Origin of the sequence: Actinomadura sp. NAK00032 (assembly GCF_013364275.1) — a bacterium.
In the GTDB taxonomy this organism is placed as follows: domain Bacteria; phylum Actinomycetota; class Actinomycetes; order Streptosporangiales; family Streptosporangiaceae; genus Spirillospora.
In genome coordinates this window covers 1391079-1417624 of sequence record NZ_CP054932.1, presented here as the reverse complement: position 1 = coordinate 1417624, position 26546 = coordinate 1391079, and the positions used below count along the sequence as shown (strand labels likewise).

Genomic DNA, 26546 nt, shown 5'->3' with positions numbered 1-26546 from the left:
CTGCCGCCGAGGGTCGTCCCGACCGCCTGCCGAAGCAGCGATACGTACCGATCCGCCGCCACCGCGAGCAGCTTGCCGTGGGCGTCGGACAGCTTGGTACCGGGAGCGGGCCGCCGGCGCGCCGAACCGTCTCCGCGCACACAAAAGGGGCGGCCCGCGGGGCCGCCCCTCTCATGCGCGTCGGTTACGCGTCGCCGATCAGAAGTCCATGCCGCCGGCGTCGGGCATGCCGCCCGCCGGGGCCGGGTTCTTCTCGGGCTTCTCGGCGATGACGGCCTCGGTGGTCAGGAACAGCGCGGCGATCGACGAGGCGTTCTGCAGCGCGGACCGGGTCACCTTGGCCGGGTCGAGGATGCCCGACTCGAACATGTTGACGTACTCGCCGGTGGCGGCGTTCAGGCCCTCACCCGGGGTGAGGTTGCGGACCCGCTCCACCACGACGCCGCCCTCGAGGCCGGCGTTCACGGCGATCTGCTTCAGCGGCTCCTCCAGAGCGCGCTTGACGATGTTGGCACCGGTGGCCTCGTCGCCCGCGAGCTCCAGCTTGTCGAACGCCTTGGTGCCGGCCTGCAGCAGCGCGACGCCACCGCCGGGGACGATGCCCTCCTCGACCGCGGCCTTGGCGTTGCGGACGGCGTCCTCGATGCGGTGCTTGCGCTCCTTGAGCTCGACCTCCGTCGCGGCGCCGGCCTTGATGACCGCCACACCGCCCGCGAGCTTGGCCAGGCGCTCCTGGAGCTTCTCGCGGTCGTAGTCGGAGTCGGTGTTGTCGATCTCGGTGCGGATCTGGTTGACCCGGCCCGCGATCTCGTTGGCGTCACCGGCGCCGTCCACGATGGTGGTCTCGTCCTTGGTGATGACGACCTTGCGGGCGCGGCCCAGCATGTCGGTCGTGGTGTTCTCGAGCTTGAGACCCACGTCCTCGCTGATGACCTGGCCGCCGGTCAGCGTGGCGATGTCGCCCAGCATGGCCTTGCGGCGGTCGCCGAAGCCCGGGGCCTTCACGGCCACGGACTTGAAGATCCCGCGGATCTTGTTGACGACCAGGGTGGCCAGGGCCTCGCCCTCGACGTCCTCCGCGATGATCAGCAGCGGCTTGCCGGACTGCATGACGCCCTCGAGGACGGGCAGCAGGTCCTTGTTGGCCGACGCCTTGCCCTGAACGATCAGGATGTACGGGTCCTCGAGGACCGCCTCCATCCGCTCGGGGTCGGTCACGAAGTAGTGCGAGATGTAGCCCTTGTCGAAGCGCATCCCCTCGGTGAGCTCGAGCTCCAGACCGAAGGTCTGGCTCTCCTCGACCGTGATGACGCCTTCCTTGCCGACCTTGTCCATCGCCTCGGCGATCATCTCGCCGATCTGCGGGTCGCCCGCGGAGATGGACGCCGTGGAGGCGATCTGCTCCTTGGTCTCCACGTCCTTGGCCAGCTTGGACAGCTCCTCGCTGACCCGCTCGACCGCGGCCTCGATGCCCCGCTTCAGCGACATCGGGTTCGCGCCCGCCGCCACGTTCCGCAGACCCTCGCGCACCAGCGCCTGGGCCAGCACGGTCGCGGTGGTGGTGCCGTCACCCGCGACGTCGTCGGTCTTCTTGGCGACCTCCTTGACGAGCTCCGCGCCGATCTTCTCCCACGCGTCCTCGAGCTCGATCTCCTTGGCGATCGACACACCGTCGTTGGTGATCGTGGGGGCGCCCCACTTCTTCTCCAGCACGACGTTGCGACCCTTCGGACCAAGGGTCACCTTTACGGCATCGGCCAGCTGGTTCATGCCGCGCTCGAGACCGCGGCGGGCCTCCTCGTCGAACGCGATCATCTTTGCAGCCATAGGCTCCAGTCCTCCCGGAACAAGGTGGCTTAGACGGATCGAGCCGACGCCCGCGACGGACGGCCCCCGCCGACGACTTCCATTCCGCCGCCGGACTGAGGCCTCATCGCCCCGACCCAGACTGTGAAGCTGTCACTCTCCACAGTAGAGTGCCAACCGTTTTTTTAGCACTCTACCCTGCCGAGTGCAAGCGCCACACATCCTCGCCGGGGGAAGGTTCACCTACCTGCCCAGACCCGTTCTCACCTGCGACGGAACCCCGTCTGGGAACCTCACGGGTGTGTCGCCGTGACTCACTGTGCGTGGTCGTACGCCGGTATTCGCGGAGCACGCGCACCGGGACGGGGCAGAGGAACGACGGTCTGTTCCGCGCGTTCCGCGCCGGAAGTAGGAGGAGCCCCAGCGCTGCATCAATGCGCCGGTTCATGATCTCCTCGTCGTCGATGCAGTGAGCATATGTGCTCTGGAGCATGGCCACCGAGTGCCCGGCACGAGCCGCCACGTTGGCCGCCGGCACCCCACCGTTCAGCCAGAGCGACAGGCACGCACGGCACAGGTCGTACGGCCGTTGAGCGAGCGGGCAGCGGTCAGGACGTGCTTGCCATCGTCCAGGTAACGGCACCCCTCGGCCGCCCTTCGGCGCCCTGGTCAGCCGCCGCTGCCGGGGTAGTAGTCCTCTTTAGGCATGATGCGGCCACCGGTGCTGGGCCAGTGGTCATTGCCAGCCGTCACACGGCCGCCGGTGCCGGGCCAGTTATCGTCTTTGGCCGTAGTCATGGTCGTGGGGCCAGCGGCCAGCAGGACGCCGGCGGCCAAGGCCACTGCCAGTAGGCCCCGCACGCTCCAGGTAGTCCGGGTGGTCAAGCGCATCGACTACTCCCATTGTGAGGACAATGCGGGGTGTCGTCGTGACTCCGGACATGCTAAGCGATGGCGTCGCTCGCAGGGTTCCCGGCGGTTACCGCATCTGGGGCACAAAGGGACGCAAGTGGGGGAAACCGCTACGAACTGTAGCCCGACGATCTCTTGGCCGAGCTGAACGGAAACCGATAACTGGCCACGCGGAACCATTGCGGAACGGGCGGCCCTGCGGGGCGGTTTCGGACGGCCGGGACGGGGCGGTTAGGAGCGGCGTCGTGAGGAGTTCGAGCCGCGCTTGTTGCGGGTGGCCCGCCGCTCGGACAGGTGGCGGAGGAGTAGTCGGAGCACCAACAGCGCCGCCTCGCGACGCTCGGGCGTCCTCGACCACACCGCCGGGACGATGACGACGGCGATGAGAGTGAAGAGGATCAGCGCGACAAGGGACGCCCCGAGCCCGGGGAGAATCGCGAAGTTTCCGAAATTGCTCTGGGCCTCGCCCATGCAGGACCTCCGGGCAGCAGAAAGCAGCTCCGAAGGTCTCTCCCGCCGTGCGAAAGCCACGACCGACGGCCCGGACCGCATCATGCGGACGTGATGACGAGCTCGCCGCTTTGGGGATACTCCCCTTCCAGGGGGTAAGCGTAGCCCGTCGCCTCTGGCCGTGGCTCGGGTCACACGGAACACTTACGGAACGGACAGCCCCCGCATCAGCCGACGACGATCTCGAAGGGGCGTCCGGTGGGCTGGTCCTGTAGGGCGTGACGCTTCCCGTGCACATAGGAGACGAGGTCGCGGACCTGCTCCGCAGGACGGAGGTGACGCCTCATCGAACCGAGCGGCACGCCGGTCGATGGCGGCGTCGGGCGGATCAGAGGGCGATGGGGCGGTGGGCGAGGATTTCGTCGGCGATCTGGTCGGGGTCGTCGAGGGCCGGTGTGTGGAAGATCAGGGCGGCCCAGTCGGGGCTGGAGACGCTGGCGTCCAGGACGCGTGAGTAGTAGTCGGTCTCCGGGTCGGCGGCCTGGATCCTGCGGACGATCTCGGCGAGTTCGGCGCGGGTGATGTCGGCGACGCGCGGATGCGCCGGGCGGGCTGCTTCCAGGGCGAACTCGTCGAGAGTGCGCCGGTCGAGGTGGTCCGTGAAGTCGTGCGTGGTGTAGGCGTGCCCGGTGGCCTGGTTGAACTCGTCGATCGCCGCCGCGGCGGGTTCGCCGCGGGCGAGCAGGTCGGCGATGCGTTCGATCTCACTGGCCAGTTCCGCCAGCCGTTCGGGGGCGGCGGTGGGGGGCAGCAGTTCGGGACGCAGGTCCATGCGCGCATCCTGGCACACCGTCCGCCGGCTGTCTCAGCGCCCTTGGAAGGCGTTGCGGGTCTGGTCGGCCAAGTCGTCTACTACCTGCGCCACTGCTTCGACCAGGGCCTTGCCCGTCGGCTCGCCGGTCACCGTCCAGACTTCGCGGTCTTCCTCCTCGACGGATGTCACGCCGGTGACGGCGCTCAGCGCGTCGTCGATGCGGTGGCGCAATTCGAGTTCGAGAGGGCCGGTGCGGACGAATTCCATGACCCAGACGCTGACGTGCCACCACGGGCCCTCGCGGAGCTTGGAGGCGGATACGGCACGCAGGTTCGGCTCGTTGGTCTTGCGCAGCCACTCCTCGGCTATCGAAGAGTCGAGTGGCTGAATCTGCTGGATCTCATCAGTCACGTGGTGGAGGCTATCGCGCGTGCGCGGAGGTACGACCTCAGGATGATGTGCGGTGGGCGGGGCCGGAGAATCATGGCGGCATGACGCAACGGAAAGCCGACCCTTTATGGGCAGTCGCCCGGTGGCCGTTCGGTGTCGGCGTGGTTTGCCTGGTCGGGGGCGTTCTCGTCCTTCAACTGGACGAGGAGACTCCGTACAACTGCGACTTCAGCTGCGCCATGTCGAGCATCGGATGGCAGGACCTGCTGGCGCTCTTGCTGTTCATCCTCGGGATCATGGCGTTCTTGATGTTCGCCATGGTCTGCGTGTTGTTCGGGGTGCTGTCGGTCGTCGATTCCGTTCGTGACCGGTGGCGGTAGCCGCTATTCGGGGAGTAGCGCGCGGACGGCCGTCAGGCGTTCGCGGTGCTCTTCCAGCCAGTCGGCGGCGACTTCGATCGTGAGTTCCACCGTCACCAGGAAAGAGTGCGAGTCGACTACGGCCACGTGGACGCGGTCGTGGTCGTCGATTTCCAAGTGGATCTCGGTCGCGCGCTGACCTTCGCGCCATGCGGCGTCCGTTCCCTGGGAGAGGGAGTCGAGGGCCTTCTCCCAGGCGGTGAGGTCTTCGGCGTCCAGCCAGGTCTTGATGCCGCCGCTGACGAAATAGCTGCCGACCTCTATCTCACCGGTGAGGCCGCCGCTCTCCTGGCCGGTCACCCGAAGCGTGACGCTGTTCCCGAGGTCGTCGGCGAGGTTGATCAGTTCCGCTGGCACCGCGCCATCGTAGACCCGCGCCCGGCCCCGTGCGGACGGGACCGGGCTGCGGGCTGGGCGTCAGCCGCCGGCGACGGCGGGGATGATCGAGATCTGCGCGCCGTCGGGGGTGGCGGTGTCGAGGCCGTCGGCGAAGCGGACGTCCTCGTCGCCGACGTAGACGTTGACGAAGCGGCGGATCTTGCCGGCGTCGTCCAGGATGCGGGCGGAGATGCCGGCGTAGCTCGCCTCAAGGTCGGCGACGACGGCGCGCAGGGACGCGCCCTCCGCCTTCACCTCGGACTCGCCGCCGGTGTAGGTCCGCAGGATCGTCGGGATGCGCACGGAAACGCTCATGGTGCTCCTTTTCTCAGGCGAGGCCGGCGGCGCGGAACGCCTCCAGGGACGGGGCGATGTTCGCGGACGGTGCGACGACCGGGGCGACGGCGTCCAGGGTCTTCAGGCCGTCCCCGGAGTTGATGATCACGGTCTCGGCGGCGGGGTCGAGGGTGCCCGCGTCGATCAGCTTGCGGAGGGTGGCGACGGTGACGCCGCCGGCGGTCTCGCCGAAGATCCCCTCGGTGCGGGCGAGGAGGCGGATGCCCTCGACGACCTCGGCGTCGGTGACGTCCTCGACGGCGCCGCCCGTGCGGCGGGCGACGTCGAGGACGTAGGGGCCGTCGGCGGGGTTGCCGATGGCGAGGGACTTGGCGATCGTGTCCGGCTTCACCGGGCGGACGACGTCGTGCCCGGCCTTGAACGCGGCGGCGACCGGGTCGCAGCCGGCGGCCTGGGCGCCGAACACGCGGTACGGGCGGTCCTCGACCAGGCCGAGCTTGATCAGCTCCTGGAACGCCTTGTCGATCTTGGTGAGCTGGGAGCCGGACGCGACCGGGACGACGATCTGGTCCGGGAGCCGCCAGCCGAGCTGCTCGGCGATCTCGTAGCCGAGCGTCTTGGAGCCCTCGGCGTAGTAGGGCCGGACGTTGACGTTGACGAACGCCCAGTCGTCCTGCTCGCCGGCGATCTCCGAGGCGAGCCGGTTGACGTCGTCGTAGTTGCCGTCGACCGTCACGAACGTCCCGCCGTACACGGCCGTCGTGATGATCTTCTGGGCTTCGAGGTCGGACGGCACGAACACCGCGCTGCGGATCCCGGCGCGGGCCGCGGCGGCGGCGACCGCGTTGGCGAGGTTGCCGGTGGACGGGCAGGCCAGCACCTTGAAGCCGAGTTCGCGGGCGGCGGCGAGCGCCACGGCGACGACGCGGTCCTTGAAGGAGTGGGTCGGGTTGCCGCTGTCGTCCTTCACCCAGAGGCTCTGCAGGCCGAGGCTCTCCGCGAGGTTGTCGGCGCGGACGAGGCGGGTCAGGCCGGGCTCGGTGTTGGGGGTGTCGGCGACGTTGGCCGGGACGGGCAGCAGCCCGCGGTACCGCCAGATGTTGCGGGGCCCGGACGCGATGGACTCCCGGGTGACGCCCTGGAAGTCGTAGGCGATCTCCAGGGGGCCGAAACACTCTTCACAGGCGTAGAAGGGGCCGAGATCGCGGGTCGTGCCGCATTCGCGGCAGACGAGCGCGGTAGCGGGTCCGAGGTCTGTGGCAGGCGTGAGTGCCATGAGGGCGAGGCCTTTCTCCCCATCTTCCCTGCGCCACCTTGGTCGCAGGCCGGAGTTGGCACCATCTCCCGGCCGGCCTCGCAGGATCGCGAGCGCGCCACAGCCGGGTGGTTGCCGGGGCTTCGCAGGGCCGGTCCCTCCACCCCTCTGGATGAGCGGTATTCAGTTGTCGTCACGAGCGCTTTGAACTCGTATGCGTGACTTTACATGATCTGACCGGATGCCAGACAGCCGGGTCCGCTGGTTGAGACGGTACCCGGGTGAGGTCTTGATCACGCGGCCGACCCCTCGCGCGCGGAGCGCTGGGTGGGGTCGAGGAACACGTGCCGGATGATCGGGACCCGCTCGCGGAGCCGCCGGTCGATCTCGCCGGCGACGTCCTCGGCCTGGTCGGCGCTGATCGCGTCGGAGAAGTTGACCTTGGCGGCGACGAGCAGCTGCTCCGGGCCGAAGTGCATGGTGAGCAGCTCGTCCACGCCGGTCACGCCGGGCGCGCGGAGGATCTCCGCGCGGATCACGCGCTGGTCGGCGGGATCGGCGGCCCGCCCGATGAGCAGCACCGAGCTCTCCCGGCCGATCAGCAGCGCGAGCCCGGCGAGCAGCACGCCGATGAGGACGGACGCGAGCCCGTCCCAGAAGTCCGACCCGGTCAGCTGCCGCAGCACCAGCCCGCCGGCGGCGAGGGCGAGGCCGATCATCGCGGCGCTGTCCTCGAACAGCGCGGTCTTGAACGTCAGGTCGGGCGACCGGCGGACGTGCTCGACGATGTCCCGGCCGTTCTCGCGGGTCTCCTTGCGGGCCTGGTAGAAGGCGCGTATCCAGGACGTGCCCTCCAGCACGGCGGCGAGGGCGAGGACGGCGTAGGCGAGCCAGACCGCGGTGCCGGTGCCGCCGTGACCGGTCATGGTCAGGATGCCCTCGAAGATCGAGAACCCGGCCCCGGCGATGAAGATGCCGAACGCGGCGAGCAGCGACCAGACGTACCGCTCGTTGCCGTAGCCGAAGGGGTGCCGCCGGTCGGGGGGACGCTCGCTGCGCCGCAGCGAGGCGAGGAGGAAGGACTGGTTGAGGGTGTCCGCCACGGAGTGGGCGCTCTCGGCGAGCATCGCGCTGGATCCGGCCAGCAGGCCGGCGATCAGCTTGACGATCGCGAGGACGAGGTTGGCCGCTCCGGCGACGAGCACGGTCTTCGTCGTCTCGGACCTGCTCATCCGGATCGGTTACCCCGCGCGCTCCCCGCTAATCGCGCCGGATCCGGCCGCGGCGGCGGCTTGCGGCGCCCGTGGCGCACACCACGCGGGTCACTGTGGAGCGCCTGGGTAACAACTGAGACCCTGCCGGTATGAGCCAAGTGCTGGTGGCGTCCAACCGAGGCCCTGTGTCGTTCTCGCTGTCGGAGGACGGGGAGCTGGCCATGCGGCGCGGTGGGGGCGGGCTGGTGTCGGGCTTGGCGGCCGTCACGGGCGCCCCGCGCGACCCTGGGCCGCCGCGTCTCGCGCAGCAGTCGGAGGCGTCTTCTTCAGCGGCGGACGTGCTCTGGGTGTGCGCGAGCCTCGGTGAGGGCGATCGGACGGCTGCTCGCCGTTCACCGGACGGCCGCATAGACCTGGCGGGTTACGACACCGGTGGCGCGGCCGTGCGGATGCTCGACATCCCGGCGGCGACGTTCGACCGTGCGTACAACGGCGTGGCCAACTCGACGCTGTGGTTCGTCCACCATCTGCTGTACGACACCCCGCGCAGCCCGCATTTCGACGCTCGCGCACGGCGTGACTGGCAGTCCTATGAGGCGTACAACGCGGCCTTCGCGGACGCCCTGGCGCGGGACGCCGCCCAGGGCGCGAAGGCCGCGATCCAGGACTACCACCTGTCGCTCGCTCCGCGGATGCTGCGTGACCGGCGGCCCGACCTGAGGATCGTCCACTTCTCCCATACGCCTTGGGCGCCGCCGGAGTACTTCAGGCTGCTGCCGGACGACATCGGGACGCAGGTCCTGCTGGGCATACTCGGCGCAGACCACGCCGGGTTCCTCACTGAGCGGTGGGCCTCGGCGTTCCTTGACTGCTGCGAACTGCTTCCGGGTGCGCGCGTCGACCGGTCGGCCCGGACCGTCACCTGCTCGGGGCACACCACGCACGTCGGCGTCCATGGCCTCGGGGTGGACGAGGCGGCGCTGCGCAAGCGCGCGGCCCAGCAGGACGTAGTGGAACGGGCGCGCGCGCTGAAGGAGCAAGTGGGCGACCGCCAGCTCATCGTGCGGATCGACCGGACCGAACTGTCGAAGAACATCGTGCGGGGTCTCGCCGCCTACCGCGAGATGCTCGTCAACCATCCCGAGTGGCGCGGGCGCGTGGTGCATCTGGCGTTCGCCTATCCGTCCCGCTACGACCTGCCCGAGTACCGCGAGTACACCGCGGCCGTCCAGCGGATGGCGGCGCAGATCACCGAGGAGTTCGGCACGGCCGACTGGGATCCGCTGATCCTTCAGGTGAACGACGACTATCCGCGGTCGCTCGCCGCCTACGGCCTGGCCGATGTCCTGCTGGTCAACCCCATCCGGGACGGCATGAACCTGGTGGCGAAGGAAGGGCCCGTCCTGTCGAAGCAGGGCTGCGCGCTCGTGCTGTCACGAGAGGCGGGGGCGGCGTCCGAGTTGTCGGAGGATGCCCTGACGGTCAACCCCTACGACGTGTCGCAGACAGCGGAGACCCTGCACCAGGCGCTGCTGATGCCGCGCGGGTTGCGGGCCGAGCGCTGCGCCCGCCTGGCCGCCGCCGCGGCGGCGCTCCCGCCGCAGCGCTGGTTCGCCGACCAGCTCGCCGCCCTGGACTGACCGGCGGCGCGCTGCCGGCGCTTCAGGTGGCGCTGGTGGACGTCTCGGCCGGCAGCCTGCACTCGACCGGGTTCGGCTCGTGGCGCTGCTTCCAGCGCTCGCGCAGCGCGTCCTTGCTCTGCGCCATCCGGCGGTGGGCGCTGACCCGGGTGAAGTGGGCGAGCTGGGACGCGGGCGGCTTCGGCAGGCCGCTCGGCTCGTACCCGTACTCGGCGAGTCGCTCCCCGAACGCGGCCTCCGCCAGGCTGATCTCCCAGGGGTCGAGCCGCTCCGCCCACGACCCGATGCGGCCCGTGTTGACGGCGTCGTGCGTCCGGCCGTGCCACCGCTTGCGGGACGGGACGGTCCGCCGCGCGAGCCCCTCCGGATGCGTCATCACCGGGTCGAACTCCTCGCCGAGGAACCCGCAGAGCCGGCCCAGCTCGTCGGCGGGGTCGGCGACGAGCCGCTCGTACTGCAGCTCGTAGTAGGTGTCGGGGCCGAGGCGGTGCGCGAGCCGGCGGCCCTGGTCGACCGTCTCCCGCCAGAGCGAGATGGCGTGGTGGACGTCGCCGTCGTACCAGGGCATCTCCAGCAGCGAGGCGACGCAGTCCCGGCCGTCCCGGACGAGGTGGACGAACTGCGCGTCCGGGAACATTCGCAGCAGCGTGCCCGCGTACCGGGCGTAGCTCGGCCGCTTGTCGCCCCAGCGCGGCTTGCCGTGCAGCCGCGCGTAGGCGCGGAAGACGGTGCCGAGCGCGGAGCCGAGCGTGGGCGGGCCGGCGACGATCTCCTCGATGACCGCGTCGGCGTCCAGTCCGAGGGCGTGCACCTTGGTCGACCGGTCGCCCGTGATCCACTCCGCGAGGGCGCGCCTGTTCCTGCTCTCCGCGAGGTCACCGAAGTCGCACCGTCCCGTATAGGCGGGGAGGACGAACTTCGTCTCCCCCGGGATCGCGATGCGCGGATGCGAGTGGAGCATCAGCCGCAGCAGCGTCGTCCCCGAGCGGGCGCAGCCGAGGACGAAGATCGGGCGGTCGTTGCGGGAGGCCGGTCCTGATGGCATGCACCGCATGCTGGTGGACGCGCGCATGCCGCGGCCTGCGTTCTTGACGCACCGTGACCGCCCGATGACCGACCTTTGACGGCCGCCCGGCACGCGGCCGGGCCCGACCGCCGATCGTCAGGTGTAGGACTCGCCCAGCGTCTGCCTGACCTGCTTGCGCGCCTCGTGGATGCGGGACTTGACCGTGCCGAGCGGCAGCTTGAGCTGCTCGGCGATCTCCGCGTACTCCAGCTGGGACACGTCCCGCAGGACGAGGGCCTGGATGAGGTCGGGCTTGCGGGCCTCCAGGTCCTCCATGGCGTCGAGGATGTCGACCCGGGACCCGGCGATGACGCTGGTGCGGCGCGGGTCGGGGCGCTGCTGGGGCAGCTCGCCCGCCTGCTCGACCGAGCGCCGCTTCAGCGACCGGTAGGTGGAGCGGGCGGAGTTGGCGACGACCACGTGCAGCCAGGTGCTGAACCGCGACCGGCCCTCGAACCGGTGGATGTTGCGCGCGACCTGGAGCAGCGCGTCCTGGCAGGCCTCTTCGGCGTCCTGCCGGCACGGCAGGAACCGCGAACTGTGCCGCAGCACGTCCGGCTCGATCTTGCGGAGGAGCTCGTTGAGCGCGCCCTGGTCGCCCTGGGCGGCCCTCACCGCCAGCTCCTCGGTCCTCTCGTCGAATGCCATGCCGCCTCATTGCTCGTTCGCGGGGTCACCCCGTTTGCTGGGATGATACGGGAGTGTCTTTCCCACCAGCTGTAGGCCGTTACCGAATCGATCGCGTCCTGGGTTCGGGGGCGTTCGCCTCGGTGTGGCTGGGGCACGACGACGCCCTGGAGTCACAGGTCGCCATCAAGGTCCTGAACAGCAATCTGATCGACGATCTGGACGTGCGCAACCGGTTCCTGGAGGAGGCCCGGATTTTGCGCCGCGCCGATTCGGAGCGGCTCGTGCGCGTCCACGACATCGGGGAGCTGCCGGACGGGCGCCCCTACTTCGTCATGTCGTACGCCGACCGGGGGACGCTCGGCGACCGGATGCGCGAGCGGCCACTTCCGGTCAGCGAGGTGGTCGCGCTGGCCGAGCAGATCGCCTACGGCGTCGAGGTGATCAACACGCTCGGGGTGATCCACCGGGACCTCAAGCCGTCCAACGTGCTGTTCCAGTCGACGCCGGACGGCGGCGAGAAGCTGCTCATCGCCGACCTCGGCCTGGCCAAGGCCCTCGCGCACGCGTCCGGGGCGTTCACGCTGCCGGTCGGCACCCCCGGCTACATGTCGCCGGAGCAGGCGCGGTTCGGCGGCGGGCTGGACGTCCGCGCCGACGTGTACGGGCTCGGCGCGCTGACCTATCACATGATCACCGGACGGGCCCCAGGCCCGGCTCCCGTCAAGTCGCCGCCGAGCGAGTTGCGCGAGGGGCTGCCCCCGGCGTTCGACCAGGTCGTCATGCGGGCGCTGGAGGTGGAGCGGGAGAAGCGGTGGCCGACCGCGGAGGCGTTCGCGGAGGCGCTGTCCACACTGCGTCCGACGACGGCGCCGGCACCGCCCGCGCAACCGGCGCAGCCCGCGCAACCGGCACCGCCCGCGCAACCGGCGCAGCCCGCGCAACCGGCGCAGCCCGCGCAACTGGCACCGCCCGCGCAACCGGCGCAGCCCGCGCAACCGGCGCCCGTGCCTGCGTCTGCACCTGCGCCGCCACAAAACCCGCGGATCGACGCGGACGCGACCGTCCAGGACTTCTACCAGGACGGTTCCCAGGCGCGTCCGCCCGCACCCGTCCCCGGCCCGGGTCCGGGCGCGGGGCCACCGGGCTCGGCCGACATGCAGACCCGGTTCGACCAGCCCATGCAGGACGACGTCCGCACGTCCGAGATGCGCCTCCCGCCGCGCCCTCCGGCCGGCGCTGAGGCGACGATCGTGGACGAACCGGGCGGACGCGCCGTCCCGTTCGGGCAGCCCGAGGGGCCCACCGCCCCGGACAACGACAATGACCGCACGGTCGCCTACCAGCAGCCGCCGCAGGGGCCGCAAGCGCCGGGCGGAGACAACAAGACGGCGGTCTTCCCGACGCAGCCGCCTCCGCAAGGCGGCGGTGCCCCCGGTCAGCCGATGGGCGCGCCCGCGCCCGGCCCCTACGGCGGCCCGCCGCCGCCCACGGGCTTCCAGGCGCCTCCGGTCCAGGGCCAGGGGCCCGGCGGAAAGCAGGGCGGCGGCCTGATGGGCCGGCTCGGGGGCGGCGGCGCCGGCGGGCCCGGCGGCGCCCCCAAGAAGTTCGTCACGCCGCTGATCATCACCGTGGTCGTGCTGGCGGTGGCGCTCATCGGCGGCCTGACGCTCGGCATGCTGTTCTCCGGCGGGGACGGCAAGGACGACGACAAGGAGAAGGCGCCGGCCGTCCCGAAGGACTTCGTCGCCGTCTCCGACACCGCGGGCAAGATCAAGACCGCGGTGCCGAAGGCGTGGCCGAAGGGCCAGGAGCAGACGTGGTCGCCGTCCACCGTCCGGCTGAACGACCCGCAGGCCCGGCCGGTGCTGCGCGCGACTCCGGACAAGGCCGCCTTCCTCGGCAACGGCAAGGGCCCCGGTGTCTTCATCGGCGTCACCACGGACCTGCGTCCCGGCCAGTTGCCGCCGCCGAGCGCGGCCGCCCATCCGCAGTGCACGAAGGCCGCGCCGGAGAACTACACGACGCCGGACGGCGCGCTCAGCGGGACGATCACCCGCTTCACCGCCTGCAAGGTCGGCACGCCGTCGGTCACGGAGATCGGCCTCAAGGACAAGGCCGGCAAGTTCGGCCTGTGGATCAGGGTCAAGGAGACCGACGACCGCCAGGCCACCAAGGACATCCTGGACCACCTGAAGGTCACCGGCCCCTGACCCGGACGCGCTCCTGAGCGCCCACCTGCCGAAACGCGCCCCGCGAGAACCACCTCGCGGGGCGCGTTTCGCATGCGCCTCCTCTCTCGGACTTGCATGCGACATGTTTCCGATATATCGTTAATGCATCGCAACCGATCACTAGCAAAGGAGACTGCGATGCACGAGCACAAGATGCGAAGGCGCGACGGCTTCTGGGGGCCCCAGGAGCGCGGCCGCCGCGGCGGCGGGCCCTTCGGCCCGTGGGGCGGCCCGGGCTTCGGGCCCGGCGGACCCGGATTCGGCCCCGGCGGCCCCGGGCCCGGTCACCACGGACGCGGCGGGCGCGGCCGGCGCACCCGGCGCGGCAACGTCCGGGCGGCACTGCTCGCCCTGCTCGCCGAGCGCCCCATGCACGGCTACGAGATGATCCAGGAACTGGACGGCCGCACCGGCGGCGTCTGGCGGCCGAGCCCCGGCTCGGTCTACCCGACCCTCCAGATGCTGGAGGACGAGGGCCTGGTCAGCAGCGAGGAGCAGGGCGGCAAGCGGCTGTTCTCCCTCACCGACAGCGGCCGCGAGGAGGCGTCGGCGCAGACCACCGCCCCCTGGGACGAGGTCACCGAGGCCGCCGGCGAGAACGTCCTGCGCGGGCGCGAGGCCGTCGGCCAGCTGATGGGAGCCCTCCACCAGGTGATGGCGGTCGGCAGTGAGGCGCAGAAGGCGCGCGCGCTGGACGTCGTCAACGACGCCCGCCGCCGCCTCTACGGGATCCTCGCCGACGACCCCGAAGCCGAGTGAACCCGGCGGCGGGTCACCCCGCACCACAGGAACCGCCGCGGCCCGCACCGGGCCGCGGCGGTTCCGTGTTCACTCTCCGCGCGGGAAGGGCGCCTGCTTGGCGAGCTGGTCGGCCATGTAGAGCTGCTTCCACACGTACAGGCCCATGTCCGAGCGCTTGATGCCGCGGTCGACGGGAACGTCCACCGTGGCGCGCACCAGGAACGCCGAGCCCGGCGGCATGTACTTGTCGCCGCCGTCCCCCGAGACCAGCGCGGCGCCCGCGAGATGCCGGACGACCTGGCTCTTGGTCGGCGGCGTGCACATGTCCTCGGGGACGCCCGCCTGCGGCATGCACCGGCCGCGCGCGTCCGCCGTGACGAGGTTCCGCCTGACGAACACGTCGCCGGGGAAGTCGAGCAGGATGCGCTTCTGCGTCGGGTTGCTGAGGATGTACTCGATGTAGGCGAACGACGTCCCCGACGGCGGTGAGGACTGCGACGCCGTCTCCACGCCGCCGCTGACCCCGTCCGTCACGGCCGCGATCTTGTACTGGGACCCGTCGGCGGTGCCGACCGTGATCGCCTTCCCGGCGTCGGGCAGCTCGCCGGTGCCGGCCGGGCGCTGCTCCCCGCCGGCCGGGGCCGTGCCCGTCCCGCCGTCGTCCCCCGAGCCGGGGGTCAGCACGAGACCCGCCGTGACCAGCCCGGCGAGCACGAGCACGCCCGCCGCGACGAGCCCGCTGCGGCGCCCCGCACGGCGGCGCGCCCGCCGGGCGCGCTCCCGCTCCCGCGACCCGAGCCGGACCTGCACCCCGCTCGTCTCGCGCACCCCCATCGGCCCGGTCGTGGACGACCGTTTCTCACGCCGCGAGTAGGCCTCCTGCGCCTCGGGCACCCCGGCCCACTCCGCGTCCCCGGTCCCCCGCACACCGCCCCCGGCCTGCGCGGGTCCAGCAGACTGCCCGGCGGAACCAAGCTCCGCAGCACCACCGACCTGCCCACTACCACCAGGCCGCGCAACAACACCGGGCTGCGCAGACGTGCCGAGCTCCGCAGAACGACCGGGCTGCGCGGGGCCACCGGGCTGGACAACACCGCCGGGCTGCACGGCGCTATCGGGCTGCGCAGCAACGCCGGGCCGAGCGGACGTGCCGAGCTGCGCGGACGACGTGCCGAGGTCCGCAGAACGACCGGGCTGCGCGGGGCCGCTGGGCTGCGCAACGCCGCTGCGCTGCGCGACACCACCGGGCTGCGCAACGCCACCAGGCTGCGCAACACCACCAGGCTGCGCAACACCACCAGGCTGCGCAACACCACCGGGCTGGGCGACGCCACCAAGGTGGGTGGGGCCTGTGGGTTGTGCTGGGGTGGTGGGGTAGGCGGGTGGGGTGGGCATGTTGAGGGTTTGCGGGAGGCCGCCCGGTTGAGGGAGGGCGGGCTCCGGCGGTGCGGCGGGCGGGGGCGGTGTGCCCCACACGCGTGGCGGTGCCTCGGCGGCGGGTGGTGTCTGGACGATGGGGCGGTTCGGCGCGCCCGGTGGGATCGGGGCGCCCGGCGGCTGCACCGGCGTGCCCTCCCGTGGCGTGGCCCTGGGGAGGCCGTGGGCGGGCGTGTGCCCGGTGCCGTCCGGACCGCGCGGGACTCCCGGTTCCGTGTCCACCGTCAAGCCTCCCGTGTACTCGCGCGGTCCCCCGTGAACCACGCTTACCGCAGTTCACCATATTTTGGCCTAATTGGACTTGCGGTCCACGGGCGGCCCCGGAGTCGCGCGAGATGCGACAAAGCCGGTCAGCGCACTTGTCACCTCTCCGACAAGCGAGCGGCCGGGGAAGGGGTCAGGACAGGCCGTCCACCAGGTCGTCGAGGAGGCCGACCACGCCGGCGGGGCCGTCGACCACCACGTCCGCCCGCTCGGCCAGCGCCGTGACCTCGGCGGATCCGCTGCACACCAGCACGCCGGGCACCCCCTCGCCGCGCAGCGCGTCGACGGCGTCGAACGCGGCCAGGTCGCCGAGGTCGTCGCCGGCGAACAGCACCGCGGACGGGCGGGCGCCGAGGCCCTCGACGAACGAGCGGAGCGCCTTGCCCTTGTCCATGCCGGGCGGGCGCAGTTCGAGGACGAGCCGCCCGGGCTCCACGGCGAGCCCGGTCCGCTCGGCGAGCGCGGCGAGGATGCTCCGGAGCCGTTCGAGCGCGACCTCCGGCTCGGCGCAGCGCCGCGTGTGCACGGCGAGGGCCTGCCCCTTGTCCTCGACGAAGGTCTCGGGCGGCGCGCCCGCCGCCGCGAGGACGCCGGGCAGCTTCGCGCGCGCCTCGGCGACGCCCGGCGGCGGCTCCGGCTCGGTCAGCGTGCCGGACTCCCAGCGTTCGAGCCCGTACTGGCCGAGGACGACGAGCCCGTCGACGCCCGCGAGGCCGCCGTACTCGACGGCCACCGCCGCGGGCCGGCCGGTGACGATCACCAGGGCGCCGACCAGCGGGGCCAGCCGGGCGAGCGCGGGGGCGGCGCCGGGATGGGCCCGGGCCGCGGCCGGGTCGGCCACGATCGGCGCCAGCGTGCCGTCGAAGTCGAAGCCGAGCACGGCCCCGGCCGGGTTCGCGCGGATCGCGTCGAGGCCGGCGGCGCCGGCGCCGGTCACGGAGCGGGGAGGTGAGTTCACGCCACCCAGTGTGGTCGGCTCAGGGCCGGATGCCGAGTCGGCGCGCGGCGCGGCTGCGCTGCCGCTGCGACCGCATCCGGCGCAGGCGCTTGACGAGCATGGGGTCGCACTCGAGCGCCTCGGGCCGGTCGATCAGGATGTTCAGGAGCTGGTAGTACCGCGTCGCCGACATGTCGAACAGCTCGCGGATGGCCTGCTCCTTGGCGCCGGCGTACTTCCACCACTGCCGTTCGAAGGCGAGGATCCGCCGTTCGCGGTCGGAGAGGCGGTCGGTGGGGAAGGCGGCGGCGTCCGGCCCGCCCTCCTCGTCGTCGGCGACGCCGTCGAGGGCGGCGTCGTCGGTCAGTGGTCGCGGGGGCCGGCCATCGTCCATGCTTCCGTCCTGTGGGGGGACGTCACCGCGGGGGTCACCGGGGGCGTTCGCCGCTCGCATCAGGTCCCCTCTGTGGTTACTGATCCCGGGTCGTCCGGGTTCGGGCGGGTGCCATGCTACGCGTCCGAGCCGACAAGTTCCGGTGGTTCAGCGCGAACGGGGCCGGTGGTTCAGTGCATCACATCCCGCCTCACCTGCGGCTCTCTCGTACCGTGTGTCTCATGGGGAACACCGGTCGCACGGATCCCAATCATATGCAGACTACATACGTTAGAGTGGGGAGTTCCGCAACGTCCGGCGTCCGAACTCGCGAACGGAGACCTGCATGGCGACGGAGACCCCCGCCACGGGACGGCCCGCCGAGCCGGACGCGCTGGTGCCGCCCGAGTCGCCGGACGCATCGCTCAACGGGGCACCGGACGAGCGGCCCGCGGACCCCGTGCTCGCCGACGTCGCGATGGCGCTGTTCCATCTGCGCCGCGTGTGGGCCAAACCCGACCTCATGCGGCGGATCCGCGCCCAGACGTCCGCCTGCGCGGACGGACGGCCGCTGCAGTTGTCCAACCTCATGGTGGTGAACGCCGTCGCCGCCCTCACCGCCGCCGCGCAACCGGAGTGCACCGGGGGCCGGCCCGGCGAGGTGACGGTCGGCGCCGTCGCGGAACGGCTGGAGATCGACCCGTCCACCGCGAGCCGGCTGGTCGGGCACGCCATCGACGCCGGACTGGTGTCGCGGCGCCCGTCCCCCGTCGACGCGCGCCGCGCCAACCTCGGGCTGACCGAGGCCGGGCTGCGCGTCAAGCGGGTCGCCGACCGGTCCCGCCGCGCCTACCTGGACGCCCTGATGACGGGCTGGACGGCGGGCGAGCGGGCCGAGTTCGCCCGGCTGCTCACCCGCTTCGCCGACGCCGCCGGCCGGGCGCCGGAGTACTCCGACGGCATCGGCCGGATCTTCGAGGAGGCCGCCGCCGACTGAGCCGCGGTCCCCGCCGCGGCCAGCCGGCGGCGCCGCCCCCGCCGGGCGGTGGTCAGTCGGAGTTGAGCGCGGACGTGCGGCGGAGGTACTCGTCCTCGTCGATCTCGCCGCGGGCGAACCGCTCGGCGAGGACCGAGCGCGCCTTGGCGAGCGGGTCGGGCGCCGCGGCCGCCGCGCCCCCGCCCCCGCCGCCGGTGCGGCGGCGGATCAGGTAGAACACGGTCCCCAGCACGGCCAGCCAGAACAGCCCGAACGTGATCGGGAAGACCGGCCAGAAGGCGGGCGCGTCCCCGTCCTGCCAGCCGCCCGGGTGCATCGCCGCGACCTGCGCCGCCTGCGCCGCCAGTGTCGTCATCATGGTTCATCGACCCTTCCTGTGTGCGGATACGTCGATGCTCGGCGAGAGGTTCGGGGTGCCGCATCGGCCGGCCGGAGACACCCGCGCTACGCCCGCCGGAGTACCGCGATCACCACCAGGGGGGCCGGTAGTCCTCGTCCTCGGCGGGACGGGCGTGCCGGGAGCGCCGTCCGTGCGGGAGGTCGTCCTCGGGGGCCGCCGGCGGGCCGAACGCGCCGCCGTCCGCCGGTTCCTCGTCCAGGGGGTGTACGGGCGGCGGGAGGACGTCGCCGGGCGGCTCCGGAGATACCGCGGCGGGCGGAGCGGGCGCCTCCGGCTCGTGCGCCGCCAGCGGGCCGAGGGCGCCGCGCCGGAACTCCTCCCAGTCGGCGTCGTCGAGGGTCTGGTCGTCCAGACCCGCACCGTCCAGGCCCGCGCCGTTCAGGTCGGCGCCGTTCAGGTCGGCGCCGTTCAGGTCGGCGCCGTTCAGGTCGGCGCCGTTCAGATCTGTTCGGTTCGCATCGGTGCCGTCCCGATCGGCGACGTGGCGGCCTTCGGCATGCCGCCCGTTGCCCGAGCCGTTCCCGTTCAGCAGGTCGTGCCCGTTGACGCCGTTGGACGTGAACTCGCCGGGCACGAACGGGCGCATCTCGTGCCGCATGATCGGCGGCTGCTTCGGTTCGATGGGCGGCGGAAGCGGCACCCCGCCAAGGCCAGGCCCGGGAACGGTGCCGGGGCCGGGGCCGGGGCCGGGCGGCACGTCCCCGTCCCGGTGATCGTCCTCGGGCTCGTCCCAGGACATGCCGAGCCGCGGCGGGATCTCCGGCGCCAGCGGCGGCCCCTGGTACGCCTCCGTGTTCTGCCAGAGCGGCACGTTGACCGGCGCGAACGCGGGGTCGGCGGCGGCCGGTCCGGCGGAGACCGGCGCGGCGGCCGGGACGGGGGCGGGTTCGCGCTGCGCGGCGGGCGCGGACGGCAGGCCGTAGTCGGGGACGGCGTCGGTCTCCTCGGCGTCCTCCTCCGGGCGGCGCCGCTGCCGCCAGCCGAGCACGAGCCCGACGGCGACGAGCAGCCCGCCGCCGCCGAGCACGAGCGGCAGCAGGACGCCGGCGTCCCGCGCCGGGGACTCCGCGACCGGGGCCGGGGCGGGCGCGGCGGGCGGCGGCGTCTCCACCGGCCCGCTGGAGGTCTTGTTGATCTTGTGCGCGGCGACCAGCGCACGGACCGCGTCGACCGTCCCGCGGCAGGTCGGCGAGCCGGTCGGGTGGCCGGCGCGGGCCGGGGAGCCCTGGATGAGCGCCCGCCTCACCTCGGCCGGGGACAGCTTCGGGTAGCGGGACCGGATGAGCGCGGCGATCCCGGCGACCATCGCCGACGACGCGCTCGTGCCCGTCCCGACGACGTAGCCGTTGCTGGCGTCGGCGCTGACGATGTCGACGCCCGGCGCGCACACGGCGGCGTGGGAGCGGCGGTTGCTGTCCTTCCACAGGCGCAGCCGCCGGTCGAGCGCGCCGACGGCGATCACGCCCGGGTAGGCGGCGGGGAAGTTCTTGCGGTTGGCGCCGGACCCGTCGTTGCCGGCGGAGGCGATCAGCACGACGCCCTTGGAGAGCGCGTACTTGATCGCGTTCTCCTGGGACTTGGTGCCGTTGTAGAACTGGCGCCCGCCGCCGAGCGACATGTTGATGATGCCGGCGCCGTGGTCGACGGCGTAGCGGATGCCCTGGGCGACGGCGTCGTGCTCGCCGGTGCCGGACTGCGACCCGTTGTCGCGCCGCAGCGGGTCGTCGTTCTCCAGCGTGACGCGCACGGACAGGATCTGGCTGAGCGGCGCGACGCCCATCATGCCCTGGTCCAGCCCGGGGCCGTGCCCGTGGCCGGCGATGATGCTGGCCATCGACGTCCCGTGCAGGCCCCAGTAGCGGCTGCCGGGGTTGCGGACGCCGCCGGTGAGGTCGGGGCCGCTGATGACGCGGCCGCTGAGGTCGGGGTGACCGCCGTCGACGCCGGTGTCGAGGACGGCGACGGTGACGCCGCGTCCCTTGGAGTACTTCCACGCCTTCTGGGTGCGCAGGGTCTTCAGGTGCCACTCGCGGGAGCGGATCGTGTCGGTCGGCGCGCCGACGAGCGACCCGGCGGCGGCTCCCGCGGCCGCGCCGCGGACGGCGCGCTGCCCGGCCCGCCGCTCGTCGCCGGAGACCATCGCCACCGGCACGGCCACGGCCGCGCCGAGGGTGAGGACGGTGAGGGCCGCGGTCGCCCGGGCGCCGAGCCGGTGCGGGGACAGGGCCGGTCGGATCAACCCCGGACGGCGTCGACCGGTTTCGGACACGCCGCCGCACCTCCCTCCGGCCCACCGCCGCGCTCCACGGCGCTGACATTCTGCCACGCGAACCGGCCCCCGCCCGGGCACTCGGCACATTGAACCCCTGGCCCGGACGGTGCGGCCGCGACGCCGCCGCCCCGTCCCGCCAGGCGTCTCATACTGATCGGTAACAGTAGGGCGGAACGGAATGTTAACCCGCCCACACCCTCGGGCGGCAGTGCCCGCGCCGGTACGGGCGCGTCGCCGGTGACCCGCCGGTCACCGGCGCGCGGCCGCCGTCAGTGCGCGCCCGCTCCCGTGAGCGCCCGGACCGTCAGGTCGTCGTAGCGTTCGGCGTCGGCCTCGTCCCGCCCGAGCAGGGTCCCGGCGACCGCGCACGCGAACCCGATCGGGATCGAGACCAGGCCGGGGTTCTCCAGCGGGAACAGATGGAAGTCGATGCCCGCCGGGAGCAGCGACAGGCTCTCCCCCGTCGCCGGGTCGGTCTTCCCGGACACGACCGGCGACAGGACGACCAGCACCAGCGAGGCGGTCAGGCCGCCGTAGATGCCCGCGACGACCCCGGCCGCGTTGAACCGCCGCCAGAACAGCGACAGGACGATCACCGGGACGTTCGCCGCCGCCGCGATCGCGAACGCCAGCGCGACGAGGAACGCCACGTTCAGGTTCCGGGCCGCCACCGCGAGGACGATCGCCAGCGCGCCGACCAGCAGCGCCGCGAACCGCGCGACCGCGACCTCCTGCGACTCGCGCGGCCGGCCGAGCATCAGCACCTGGCCGAAGTAGTCGTGCGCGAGCGACGTCGACGACGCCAGCACCAGCCCCGACACGACCGCGAGGATCGTCGCGAACGCGACCGCGCCGATGAACGCCAGCAGCACCTCGCCGCCGGCCCGCCCGCCGACGTGCTCCCCCACGGCCTGCGCGAGCTGCGGCGCGGCGGTGTTGCCGGACGGGTCCTGCGCGACGATCGCCTCCCGTCCGACGAGGGCCGCCGCGCCGAAGCCGAGCGCCGGCGTCATCAGGTGGAAGGCGCCGACGAGGCCGATCGCCCAGGTCACCGACCGCCGGGCCGCGCGGCCGTCCGGGACGGTGAAGAACCGGCCGAGGATGTGCGGCAGGCCGGCGGTGCCGAGCACCAGCGCCAGCGCGAGGCTGATGAAGTCCAGCTTGTTGATGATCGTCTGGTACGCGTCGCCGGGGACCTCCCGCCCGAACCGGAGCCCCGGCCGCAGGAACTCCGCACCGCGCCCGCTGGCGTCGGCGGCCGACCCGAGCAGCGCGCCGGGGTCGAACCCGAACCTGCCGAGCACGAGCACGGTCAGCACGACCGCCCCGGCCAGCAGCAGCGCGGACTTGATGATCTGCACCCAGGTGGTCGCCTTCATCCCGCCGCACGCCACATAGAAGATCATCAGTGCCCCGACCGCGACGATCGTGACGGTCTTCGCCGTCCCGGCGTCCATGCCGAGGAACCGCTCGCCCCGGTGGATGCCGAGCAGCAGCGACACCAGCGCCCCCGCGCCGACCATCTGCGCGAGCAGGTAGAACACCGACACGGTCACGGTCGACACGGCCGCGGCCCGGCGCACCGGCGCCTGCCGCCGCACCCGCCGCGCCAGGACGTCCCCCATCGTGAACCGGCCCGCGTTGCGCAGCATCTCGGCCAGCAGCAGCGCGAGCAGCCACGCCACCATGAACCCGACGGAGAACAGGAAGCCGTCGTAGCCGTTCAGCGCGATGATCCCGGCGACGCCGAGGAAGGACGCCGCCGACATGTAGTCGCCGGCGAGCGCGATCCCGTTCTGCGCGCTCGAGAACGTCCGGCCGCCCGCGTAGAAGTCGTCGGCGCCCCGGGTCCGCGCCCGCGCCCACAGCGTGATGCCGAGGGTGATCAGGACGAACGTGACGAACAGCCCGAACGTCAGCGCCCGTCCGGTCACCGCAGCTCACCGGCCAGCGGGTCCAGCCGGCGCCGCGCGTAGGCGGCGTACCCGAAGGCGAGCGCGAACGTCGAGGCGAACTGCAGCAGGCCGAGCAGCAGCGCGACGTTGACGTGCCCGGCGACCGGCCGCGCCATGAAGTCCCGGGCGAACGCGGACAACCCGACAAAGACGAAGTACCACCCGAGGAACGCGGCGGCCACCACCGCCGCCGCCCGCCGGAACCGCCTCCTGAGCAGCTGGAACCGTTCGTACTCCGCCACGGGCGCGAGTCCACCCACCATTTGGTCCCCCTGACCGAACATGACTCTTCGCAGTGCTTCGAGTGCACTATGAGAGCGAAGATTCATGTCCGGCGACTCACGTTTGGCGAGCCTTTGGCGAGACCCTTGCCCGCGCGCGCCCCCTCCCGCGGCCCTACTCCGCCTCGATTCTCACGACGCTGAGCACCTCGCTGTGGAACCGGTCCACGGCGGCGTCGACGCTCCGCACGAAGCCCGTCTCGTCCGTCCCCCGCCTGGTGCCCATGCCGGTCGGCAGGGTCAGCCGGAACGCGGTCAGATCACCCGAGCCGGGCACGAGCAGGCCGGGTTCGCTCCGCAGGTTCTTGAGCAGGTCGCACGGCCCCTCGCCGCGCCCGTCCGGCAGCGCCTCCACCCGCAGCTCCGGCGGCGCGTCCGACAGCTGCCGCAGCAGCCACTGCACGCGGGTGAGCGCGCGCGCCCGGACGGCCGCCGGGATCTCCATGCTCGTCTCGATCCGCCCGGTCCGCAGGTCGGCCTCGACGCGGACCGGCCCGCCCGCGTCCGGGATCCGCAGCTCGGCGTCCATCCGGCCGGACTCGACCAGGGACGCCGCGATCGCCGCCCGCCGGGTGGCCGCGCCGGACCGCCTGCGGCGCGCCACCGGCGCCACGTTCAGCCCGGTCTCCCCGCCGAGCCGCAGGCACAGCTGCCGGACGAGCCGCTCCCAGCTCTCGGCCACCCGCTCCGCGTGCCGGTCGCCGGGCCGCAGCGTGCCCGCCGCGATCGCGTCGCGCAGCGGCACCCACGACGGCCCCATGTCCCGGAAGCCCTGGCATCCCGCGCCGTCATGGCGCAGGTAGTGCAGCAGCTCGCCGAGCATCCACGCGTGGACGGAGCCGGCGACCCCGTGGTGGTGGCAGAGCATGTGCGCCTCGTGCGCGACCTCGGCCCAGGACAGGTGCCGCAGCGCGGTCTTGCGCAGCCGCCGCTTGTCGACCGTGAGGGGATGCTCGTCGTCGAGCGCCAGGTCGTTCGACAGCGTGATGACCGCCTCGTAGCCGTTGCGCGCCGCGACCTCCAGGTAGGCCTCGACCTGCTCGGCCTTGAGCGGGCTGCCGCCGGTCTTCGTCTCGATCAGGGCCGTCCAGATGCGGCCCGCCCGCGCCACCCGGACCACCCCGTCCGGACGGACCTTGGTGTCACCGTGCTTGAACGGCGTCTCGACGAACGTCTGCAGGGTGCCCGCGGGGGCGCCGAACCGGGCGGTGAGCCGCCGCCCGAACTCCGGCACCTCCGTCATCACCGCCAGCAGCGTCGAGGTGGCCCGGACCTCGCGCTCGTGCTCGCTGCGCAGGCCCGCGACCGAGAACAGGCGTGCCCGCTGCCAGGACGGATGGTCGGCGAGGTCCACCTTGGCCGCCTTCGGCAGCGTGCTGCGCTTCTTCGCCGTCCGGACGCGCCGCCGCGGGGCGCTCCGGGCGTCCGGCACGCGCTCGGGCACCGGCGCCGCGGCCTCCGGCTCGGCGGTCGGCGCCTCCTCGCGGCTCTCGGCGGCGGGCGCCTCCTCCGCGCGCTCGGCGGGCTGCACGGGACGCTCCTCGTCCTCGCGGTCGTCCACGGCGATGCCGAAGTCGCCGGCGAGACCCGCGAGACCGGTCGCGTAGCCCTGGCCGACCGCCCGGAACTTCCAGCCGCCGCCCCGCCGGTACAGCTCGCCGAAGACGAAGGCGGTCTCCTCGGCGGCGTCGGTGATGTCGAATCCGAGCAGCGCGGCGCCGGAGCTGTCGTAGAGCGTGAGGCCGAGGTCGTCCAGGTCGCCGAACGTGGCCCCGGCATACCGGCTCGCCGTCACGGCGACGCGCTCCACGTCCGCCGGAAGGGACGCGAGGTCGAGCATGATGCGGTCCTCGCTGCCGCCGCCGGTGGGCGTCTTGCCCAGCAGCTGGACCGAGCCGTCCGGGGTGGCCGGCTGGTTGTAGAAGACGAAGTCGGCGTCGTCGCGGACCTTGCCGGACGCGCCGAGCAGCAGCGCGGCCACGTCGGCCTCCCCGCCGCCCGCCGCCGTGCCGCCGGCCGGGTCGGACCACCGCAACGCCACGGTGACCGGGCCCGCCGCCTCGGTCAGGCTCGCCAGCTCGGCATTGGCTCCCTTGCGCATCTGCTGCACCGCGCCACTCCCCGCATCGACCGGATGTGCGTCATCGGCCACCGCGGACGACGCCGCGGCCGGGAGCGGGCCGTTTCGAGGATCGCACCGGTGCGGTGGCCGGGGCGCGGGGTCGGGTGGATGTGGCGGACTCCGGCCACGGAAAGTAAAGCCGCTGACACGGGGTGCCAGCCGGTGTTAGCCGGGGTGCGGGGCGGTGTTGCCCGGGGCGGGTCAGCGGGGGACGCGGCGGTGGTTGCGGCGGGCTCGGAGGGCGGCGACCGCGGCGACGCCGAGCACGGCGAGGCCGACCTGGAAGGCGAGTTCGATCCAGTCGATGCCGGACGTCGTGGACACGCCGACCTTCTGCGCGATCGCGGTGCCGATGATCGCGGCGACGATGCCGACGAGCACCGTCAGGATGACCCCGATGGGCTGGCGGCCGGGGAGCAGCAGCCGGCCCAGCGCGCCGATGATCGCCCCGATGATGATCGCGCTGATGATGCCTGTGATGTTCATGCCGTCCCTGTGCCCATTGCGGACGGGCTCTCACCTGGGCCGATCGTCGCCCATGGAGCCCAGGTCGGCGAAGGTCAGGGCCGGGCCGGCGAGGCCGGACGGGTGGCCGGGCGCGGCGCGCAGGCCGTCGATGATCACGTCGAGGTGGCGGTGCGCGAGCTCGCCGGCGACGTTGCCGGGCAGCGGCCCGGGCAGCGGGCGGGACAGCCGGACGAGCAGCATCCCGACGTCGCCGTGGGTGACGTCCGGGCGCAGGTCGCCGTCGCGCTGCGCGGCGGCGACGAGGTCCTGCATGACGGCGACGCCGTCGGCGCGGACGGCGTCGATGTCCTCGTCGTCGAACGGGATCTCCTCCAGCAGGACGGGGAAGACCGCGCCGATGCCGATGTCCAGGACGCGGTGCATGTAGCGGACGAGGGCGGCGAAGGCGGTCGGCTCCTCGTCCCGCGCGCGCTTGGCCTCGTCGGTGGTGCGCTCTAGGGCGTCCAGTGCGACGGCCCTGGTCAGGGCCTGCCGGTCGGGGAAGCGGCGGTAGAGCGTCGCGATGCCGGTGCCGGCGCGCTTCGAGATCTCCTCCAGCGGGGCTCCCGGCCCCTGCTCGACGAAGACCTCGGCGGCCGCGGCGAGGATCCGCCTGCGGTTGTCGCGCGCGTCGGCCCGCAGCGGGCGGTCCTTCTGCTTCTGGCCCATGGCTCCGAGCCTAGCAAGCATCCGGAGGGACTTCCTCCGATTCCCAAGTAGTCACGAATCTTGACTATCAAAAGCCGTGACTATAGCGT

Annotated in this window: 25 protein-coding genes and 1 riboswitch; of the genes, 5 read left to right on the top strand and 20 right to left on the bottom strand. The window is 72.6% G+C overall.

Going from position 1 to position 26546, the window contains the following annotated elements:
- Positions 1-198: 198 nt before the first annotated feature.
- The 4 genes from groL to HUT06_RS06720 all read right to left on the bottom strand — a co-directional run bounded on the left by groL (position 199) and on the right by HUT06_RS06720 (position 4393).
- Positions 199-1827 (bottom strand): chaperonin GroEL, encoded by a 1629-nt coding sequence (gene groL / locus HUT06_RS06735; RefSeq protein WP_089330919.1) that lies wholly within the window; start codon positions 1825-1827, stop codon positions 199-201.
- A gap of 1122 nt (positions 1828-2949) precedes the next feature.
- Positions 2950-3189: a hypothetical protein gene (locus tag HUT06_RS06730; RefSeq protein WP_176194917.1), complete on the bottom strand. Its 240-nt coding sequence runs from the start codon at positions 3187-3189 to the stop codon at positions 2950-2952.
- A 367-nt stretch (positions 3190-3556) separates the two neighbouring features.
- Entirely contained in the window at positions 3557-4000 is a 444-nt protein-coding gene (locus HUT06_RS06725) for a hypothetical protein (RefSeq protein WP_176194916.1), read from the bottom strand.
- Positions 4001-4033: 33 nt separating this feature from the next.
- Positions 4034-4393 (bottom strand): hypothetical protein, encoded by a 360-nt coding sequence (locus tag HUT06_RS06720; protein ID WP_176194915.1) that lies wholly within the window; start codon positions 4391-4393, stop codon positions 4034-4036.
- A gap of 80 nt (positions 4394-4473) precedes the next feature.
- On the opposite strand from HUT06_RS06720, the gene HUT06_RS06715 reads away from it, so the two are divergent.
- Positions 4474-4752, top strand: coding sequence for a hypothetical protein (locus tag HUT06_RS06715; RefSeq protein WP_176194914.1), 279 nt, complete (start codon positions 4474-4476; stop codon positions 4750-4752).
- Positions 4753-4755: 3 nt separating this feature from the next.
- Here the strand turns inward: HUT06_RS06715 and HUT06_RS06710 are convergent, their stop codons facing one another.
- From HUT06_RS06710 to HUT06_RS06695, 4 genes are all read right to left on the bottom strand, one after another.
- The gene (locus tag HUT06_RS06710) at positions 4756-5148 is read right to left on the bottom strand and encodes a DUF5959 family protein (RefSeq protein WP_176194913.1); all 393 of its coding nucleotides are present in this window, start codon (positions 5146-5148) and stop codon (positions 4756-4758) included.
- Between the two features lie 60 nt (positions 5149-5208).
- Complete coding sequence (locus tag HUT06_RS06705) at positions 5209-5484, bottom strand: MoaD/ThiS family protein (protein ID WP_176194912.1); 276 nt, start codon at positions 5482-5484, stop codon at positions 5209-5211.
- Between the two features lie 13 nt (positions 5485-5497).
- On the bottom strand, positions 5498-6742 hold the full coding sequence (gene thrC, locus HUT06_RS06700; protein ID WP_176194911.1) for a threonine synthase: 1245 nt from the start codon (positions 6740-6742) through the stop codon (positions 5498-5500).
- Between the two features lie 16 nt (positions 6743-6758).
- A riboswitch (SAM riboswitch) is annotated at positions 6759-6900 on the bottom strand.
- A gap of 114 nt (positions 6901-7014) precedes the next feature.
- Positions 7015-7953: a cation diffusion facilitator family transporter gene (locus tag HUT06_RS06695; protein WP_176194910.1), complete on the bottom strand. Its 939-nt coding sequence runs from the start codon at positions 7951-7953 to the stop codon at positions 7015-7017.
- Positions 7954-8084: 131 nt separating this feature from the next.
- Here HUT06_RS06695 and HUT06_RS06690 point away from each other — a divergent pair, with 131 nt between their 5' ends.
- Entirely contained in the window at positions 8085-9575 is a 1491-nt protein-coding gene (locus HUT06_RS06690) for a trehalose-6-phosphate synthase (RefSeq protein ID WP_176194909.1), read from the top strand.
- Between the two features lie 22 nt (positions 9576-9597).
- Here the strand turns inward: HUT06_RS06690 and HUT06_RS06685 are convergent, their stop codons facing one another.
- Positions 9598-10620, bottom strand: a complete 1023-nt coding sequence (locus tag HUT06_RS06685) for a sulfotransferase (RefSeq protein ID WP_254715018.1) — start codon at positions 10618-10620, stop codon at positions 9598-9600.
- Positions 10621-10737: 117 nt separating this feature from the next.
- Complete coding sequence (locus HUT06_RS06680) at positions 10738-11289, bottom strand: RNA polymerase sigma factor (RefSeq protein ID WP_089330928.1); 552 nt, start codon at positions 11287-11289, stop codon at positions 10738-10740.
- On the opposite strand from HUT06_RS06680, the gene HUT06_RS06675 reads away from it, so the two are divergent.
- Positions 11283-13481, top strand: a complete 2199-nt coding sequence (locus HUT06_RS06675) for a serine/threonine-protein kinase (protein WP_302931783.1) — start codon at positions 11283-11285, stop codon at positions 13479-13481. The genes HUT06_RS06680 and HUT06_RS06675 overlap by 7 nt on opposite strands.
- 159 nt (positions 13482-13640) lie before the next feature.
- The gene (locus tag HUT06_RS06670) at positions 13641-14261 is read left to right on the top strand and encodes a PadR family transcriptional regulator (RefSeq protein WP_176194907.1); all 621 of its coding nucleotides are present in this window, start codon (positions 13641-13643) and stop codon (positions 14259-14261) included.
- A gap of 69 nt (positions 14262-14330) precedes the next feature.
- On the opposite strand, the gene HUT06_RS06665 is transcribed toward HUT06_RS06670, so the two are convergent.
- The 3 genes from HUT06_RS06665 to HUT06_RS06655 all read right to left on the bottom strand — a co-directional run bounded on the left by HUT06_RS06665 (position 14331) and on the right by HUT06_RS06655 (position 17275).
- Positions 14331-15137 carry a hypothetical protein gene (locus tag HUT06_RS06665; protein WP_176194906.1) on the bottom strand — a complete coding sequence of 269 codons (807 nt, stop codon included), beginning with the start codon at positions 15135-15137 and terminating at the stop codon, positions 14331-14333.
- A gap of 940 nt (positions 15138-16077) precedes the next feature.
- Positions 16078-16902, bottom strand: coding sequence for a trehalose-phosphatase (otsB, locus tag HUT06_RS06660; RefSeq protein ID WP_254715016.1), 825 nt, complete (start codon positions 16900-16902; stop codon positions 16078-16080).
- A 19-nt stretch (positions 16903-16921) separates the two neighbouring features.
- A complete protein-coding gene (locus HUT06_RS06655) occupies positions 16922-17275 on the bottom strand; it encodes a DUF3263 domain-containing protein (protein WP_217711230.1) in 354 nt (117 codons plus the stop codon).
- Positions 17276-17600: 325 nt separating this feature from the next.
- Here HUT06_RS06655 and HUT06_RS06650 point away from each other — a divergent pair, with 325 nt between their 5' ends.
- Positions 17601-18251: a MarR family winged helix-turn-helix transcriptional regulator gene (locus tag HUT06_RS06650; protein WP_176194904.1), complete on the top strand. Its 651-nt coding sequence runs from the start codon at positions 17601-17603 to the stop codon at positions 18249-18251.
- A gap of 52 nt (positions 18252-18303) precedes the next feature.
- Here HUT06_RS06650 and HUT06_RS06645 read toward each other — a convergent pair whose 3' ends face one another.
- The 7 genes from HUT06_RS06645 to HUT06_RS06615 all read right to left on the bottom strand — a co-directional run bounded on the left by HUT06_RS06645 (position 18304) and on the right by HUT06_RS06615 (position 26457).
- Entirely contained in the window at positions 18304-18609 is a 306-nt protein-coding gene (locus HUT06_RS06645) for an SHOCT domain-containing protein (protein ID WP_217711229.1), read from the bottom strand.
- A gap of 109 nt (positions 18610-18718) precedes the next feature.
- Positions 18719-20890: a S8 family serine peptidase gene (locus tag HUT06_RS06640; protein WP_176194903.1), complete on the bottom strand. Its 2172-nt coding sequence runs from the start codon at positions 20888-20890 to the stop codon at positions 18719-18721.
- A gap of 302 nt (positions 20891-21192) precedes the next feature.
- The gene (locus HUT06_RS06635; protein WP_176194902.1) at positions 21193-22857 is read right to left on the bottom strand and encodes a cation acetate symporter; all 1665 of its coding nucleotides are present in this window, start codon (positions 22855-22857) and stop codon (positions 21193-21195) included.
- The gene (locus HUT06_RS06630; RefSeq protein ID WP_254715015.1) at positions 22854-23120 is read right to left on the bottom strand and encodes a DUF485 domain-containing protein; all 267 of its coding nucleotides are present in this window, start codon (positions 23118-23120) and stop codon (positions 22854-22856) included. The genes HUT06_RS06635 and HUT06_RS06630 overlap by 4 nt, the downstream gene beginning before the upstream one ends.
- A gap of 154 nt (positions 23121-23274) precedes the next feature.
- Positions 23275-25260 carry a TerD family protein gene (locus HUT06_RS06625; RefSeq protein ID WP_254715014.1) on the bottom strand — a complete coding sequence of 662 codons (1986 nt, stop codon included), beginning with the start codon at positions 25258-25260 and terminating at the stop codon, positions 23275-23277.
- Between the two features lie 222 nt (positions 25261-25482).
- Positions 25483-25767 carry a GlsB/YeaQ/YmgE family stress response membrane protein gene (locus tag HUT06_RS06620; RefSeq protein ID WP_176194899.1) on the bottom strand — a complete coding sequence of 95 codons (285 nt, stop codon included), beginning with the start codon at positions 25765-25767 and terminating at the stop codon, positions 25483-25485.
- Positions 25768-25797: 30 nt separating this feature from the next.
- Complete coding sequence (locus tag HUT06_RS06615) at positions 25798-26457, bottom strand: TetR/AcrR family transcriptional regulator (RefSeq protein WP_176194898.1); 660 nt, start codon at positions 26455-26457, stop codon at positions 25798-25800.
- Between the last annotated feature and the right edge of the window lie 89 nt (positions 26458-26546).

What these genes read in the sequence shown, in the direction of transcription:
- groL (WP_089330919.1), bottom strand. Translation starts at nt 1,827, where the DNA reads ATGGCTGCAAAGATGATCGCGTTCGACGAGGAGGCCCGCCGCGGTCTC.
- HUT06_RS06730 (WP_176194917.1), bottom strand. Translation starts at nt 3,189, where the DNA reads ATGGGCGAGGCCCAGAGCAATTTCGGAAACTTCGCGATTCTCCCCGGG.
- HUT06_RS06725 (WP_176194916.1), bottom strand. Translation starts at nt 4,000, where the DNA reads ATGGACCTGCGTCCCGAACTGCTGCCCCCCACCGCCGCCCCCGAACGG.
- HUT06_RS06715 (WP_176194914.1), top strand. Translation starts at nt 4,474, where the DNA reads ATGACGCAACGGAAAGCCGACCCTTTATGGGCAGTCGCCCGGTGGCCG.
- HUT06_RS06705 (WP_176194912.1), bottom strand. Translation starts at nt 5,484, where the DNA reads ATGAGCGTTTCCGTGCGCATCCCGACGATCCTGCGGACCTACACCGGC.
- thrC (WP_176194911.1), bottom strand. Translation starts at nt 6,742, where the DNA reads ATGGCACTCACGCCTGCCACAGACCTCGGACCCGCTACCGCGCTCGTC.
- HUT06_RS06695 (WP_176194910.1), bottom strand. Translation starts at nt 7,953, where the DNA reads ATGAGCAGGTCCGAGACGACGAAGACCGTGCTCGTCGCCGGAGCGGCC.
- HUT06_RS06690 (WP_176194909.1), top strand. Translation starts at nt 8,085, where the DNA reads ATGAGCCAAGTGCTGGTGGCGTCCAACCGAGGCCCTGTGTCGTTCTCG.
- HUT06_RS06685 (WP_254715018.1), bottom strand. Translation starts at nt 10,620, where the DNA reads ATGCCATCAGGACCGGCCTCCCGCAACGACCGCCCGATCTTCGTCCTC.
- HUT06_RS06675 (WP_302931783.1), top strand. Translation starts at nt 11,283, where the DNA reads ATGCCATGCCGCCTCATTGCTCGTTCGCGGGGTCACCCCGTTTGCTGG.
- HUT06_RS06680 (WP_089330928.1), bottom strand. Translation starts at nt 11,289, where the DNA reads ATGGCATTCGACGAGAGGACCGAGGAGCTGGCGGTGAGGGCCGCCCAG.
- HUT06_RS06670 (WP_176194907.1), top strand. Translation starts at nt 13,641, where the DNA reads ATGCACGAGCACAAGATGCGAAGGCGCGACGGCTTCTGGGGGCCCCAG.
- HUT06_RS06655 (WP_217711230.1), bottom strand. Translation starts at nt 17,275, where the DNA reads ATGGACGATGGCCGGCCCCCGCGACCACTGACCGACGACGCCGCCCTC.
- HUT06_RS06650 (WP_176194904.1), top strand. Translation starts at nt 17,601, where the DNA reads ATGGCGACGGAGACCCCCGCCACGGGACGGCCCGCCGAGCCGGACGCG.
- HUT06_RS06645 (WP_217711229.1), bottom strand. Translation starts at nt 18,609, where the DNA reads ATGATGACGACACTGGCGGCGCAGGCGGCGCAGGTCGCGGCGATGCAC.
- HUT06_RS06625 (WP_254715014.1), bottom strand. Translation starts at nt 25,260, where the DNA reads ATGCGCAAGGGAGCCAATGCCGAGCTGGCGAGCCTGACCGAGGCGGCG.
- HUT06_RS06620 (WP_176194899.1), bottom strand. Translation starts at nt 25,767, where the DNA reads ATGAACATCACAGGCATCATCAGCGCGATCATCATCGGGGCGATCATC.
- HUT06_RS06615 (WP_176194898.1), bottom strand. Translation starts at nt 26,457, where the DNA reads ATGGGCCAGAAGCAGAAGGACCGCCCGCTGCGGGCCGACGCGCGCGAC.